We start from the raw sequence: 2788 nt of genomic DNA on the forward strand, positions 1-2788 counted from the left end.
GTCGTTCGGGGTGGCTTGTCGTTCGAGGTGGCTTGTTTGGCGGTGTGCCGACAGCCGCGAGGGACTTGGCCCTCGCGGCTGTCAGCGGATTGCCGGCTCTGGTATTCGTGGTGTCCGCGGATATCGGCGGACAGCGGATCAGGAGCCGAGGAACGGTTCCCCGGCGACCAGTTCGGATTCCTTGCCGTCGACGCCGACCGGAATGTCGCCCTCGATGGTCACCCGGTACAGCACCCGGTCGAAGTCGAGGTGACCCAGGTCCGACGGGCCGAGGTGGGAGGTCGCGCGGTTGTCCCAGAAGGCGATGTCACCGGGGTTCCACTTGAACCGCACCGTGAACTCGGGCCGGGAGATCTGCTCGTAGAACAGGTCGAGGATCCGGCGGCTCTGCTTCGGCGAGAAACCGATGATCTCGCTGTCCTTGGAGGTGAAGCTCGGGCTGACGAACAGCGCCCGCTCGCCGGTCTCCGGATGGACGCGCACTACCGGGTGGATCGTGACCAGCGGGTTTGCGGCGGCCTTCCGCCCGTACTCGCTCTCGCTGGGGAAGTTTCCGAAGCTATGCCGGGCGCGCAGGCCGTTGGCCAGGTCCCGAAGCTGCTCGGGCAGCTCCTGGTAGGCGGCGACCAGGTTGGTCCACGCAGTGTCGCCGCCGTATGGCGGGACGATGTCGGCCCGCAGGATCGACGCGGCGGGCGGGTTCACCAGCGCGGTGACGTCGGTGTGCCAGCCATTGTCGTAGGTGACCTTCTTCTTCGTTCCGAAGAACCTGGCGTACCGCCGGCTGTCGATCGGCAGGATCTCCGGGAAGCCCGCCGGCGGCGCGTCCTCGTGCGGGTGGGCCGGGGTCAGCTTGCCGAAGCGCCGGCCGAAGGCGACCTGCTGGGCGTGGTCGATGTTCTGACCGGGGAAGAAGACAACCTTCCACTGGTGCAGCGTGGAGCGGATCTCGGCGATGGTCGCGTCGTCCAGGTTCTCGCGCAGGTCCACTCCGTGAATCTCGGCCCCGATATAGCCGGAAAGCGGGCGGACGTCGAGTCCCAGAACAGGGGTCGTGGTTGTCATCATGTGTTTCTCCAGAGGTTGGGAAAAGATGCGAAGACGGCGGGGAGGGCAGCCGGAATTCCGGGTGACAGACCGGTGGGACGCGTTCTCGGGGCGTGCCGGGAACGCCTGCGCTATCGTGATCGGCACTATTGCGATCGACTACGGATTCTGTCGCGACGGACAGCGGCACGTGACGCCGGGCGTCAACATCGGCGACAACGAGCGCTGGCCGCGGGAAATCTTCCCGTACCGCCGTTCCTGGAGTCGCTCACCGGTCAATCTTCGGTCTCGCCCTTCCGGGCCGTCAACGTTTTGTGTTCTGGTGGAATTAATACCTCCGGCGGGTGGCTGCGGCGACTGTCGGTGTCGGTGATGGTGTCCGCGACGGCATCGGGGCGGGCATCGGAGCGGGCAGACTGTGCGGGCGGCGGTGGACCGGGTCGAGGACGGTCGCTCCCGCCGCGACGGCCAGCACATTCATGCCGAAGCTGCTCGGCAGCACCATCCGCTCGGGATCGGTGCACACGCGTGAGTGCGCGGCGATCTCCTCGTGCAGGTCGACCAACAGATCCGGCAGGCAGAGCGCGGCGGCCTCGGTGAGAACGACGATTTCCGGGTCCATCATGTCCACGAGCAGGATGATCATCCGACCCACCAGCCGGAGCCTGGCGCGCAACAGCGACAGCGCGCGCGGGTCGCCGGCGAGCCCGGCGTGCAGCAGCACCTGCAGGTCCGGACGGGAGATGATCCCGTCCTGGGCCGCCTGCAGCAGCATGGTCCGTTCCGACAGCGCCGCCTGCGCGCAGCCCGACCGGCCGCAGCGGCACGGGGCGTCGCTGTCAGCGAGCCGCAGGTGAGCGATGCCGCCCGCGGCGGAGTGCGGTCCGATGTGCACCGATCCGTCGGTGGCGAACGCGGCGTCGACCACGTTGCCGACGAACAGCTTCAGCAGGCTGCGCCGGGCGCGCGGGTCGCCGAAGAGGATCTCCGCCTGGGCCAGGGCGCGGGCGTGCCCGTCGACGTGCACCGGCATGCCCGTGGCCGCCGCCAGCACCTCCCGGACCGGCACGTCATGCCAGTCCAGGGGCTCGTGTTCGATCACCACGCCGAGGTCGGGGTCGACCCGGCCGCCGGTGACGACGCCGAGGCCGAGGACACGGTTGCCCCGGGCGCGCCGGGAGAGGAAGCCGGGCAGATGTCGGGCGATCATCCGAAGGACGTCCGCCGGGCCGCCCTCCCGCGGCAACTGCTCCCGCGTCACCACCTGTCCACGCAGGTCGACAAGGCTGAAGGTGACGAACGGGACGGCGATGTGCACCCCGCAGGCCAGATGAAGGTCGGTGTCCACGTCCAGGGGCACGTGTGGCCGCCCGGCCCGGGGAGCCAGCGAGGAGGCGGGAAGCTCTCGGAGCAGACCCAGGGAGATCAGCCCGGCTGTCTGCCGGGAGACCGCAGCCGGGCTGAGCCCTGTTGCCCTCCCGATGGCGGTGCGGGCGACCGGACCGTGGTCGAGGACCGCCCGCAGGATCGCCGCCGCGGAGCCCGCGGAGCCGCCCGGGCACAGTAACCACTGGAGCCGCCTGGGCCGCCTGGGCCGCCGGCAGCGGTTCTCCCGGCTCCAAGCCTGGAGACGCCCCCCGCCGCGGCCCGCGGCCTTCCCTGCGCCGGCAGCGTTTCCCGCGCCGACATCTTGTCGCGTACTGGCGCCTTGTCGCGTACTGGCGCCTTGTCGCGTACTGGC

Annotated in this window: 2 protein-coding genes; both read right to left on the reverse strand. The window is 69.7% G+C overall.

The genetic code is table 11. From position 1 onward, the window contains the following. Positions 1–138 precede the first annotated feature (138 nt). On the reverse strand, positions 139–1065 hold the full coding sequence (locus AC08ON_RS15815) for a TauD/TfdA dioxygenase family protein (protein WP_476608300.1): 927 nt from the start codon (positions 1063–1065) through the stop codon (positions 139–141). 310 nt (positions 1066–1375) lie between these two features. Next, entirely contained in the window at positions 1376–2395 is a 1020-nt protein-coding gene (locus AC08ON_RS15820; protein WP_476608297.1) for an ROK family protein, read from the reverse strand. Positions 2396–2788 lie beyond the last annotated feature (393 nt).

This window comes from Frankia sp. CoWAU3 (genome assembly GCF_977971855.1).

Coding starts and splice junctions, on each gene's coding strand:
- AC08ON_RS15815 (WP_476608300.1), bottom strand. CDS start 1,065: ATGACAACCACGACCCCTGTTCTGGGACTCGACGTCCGCCCGCTTTCC.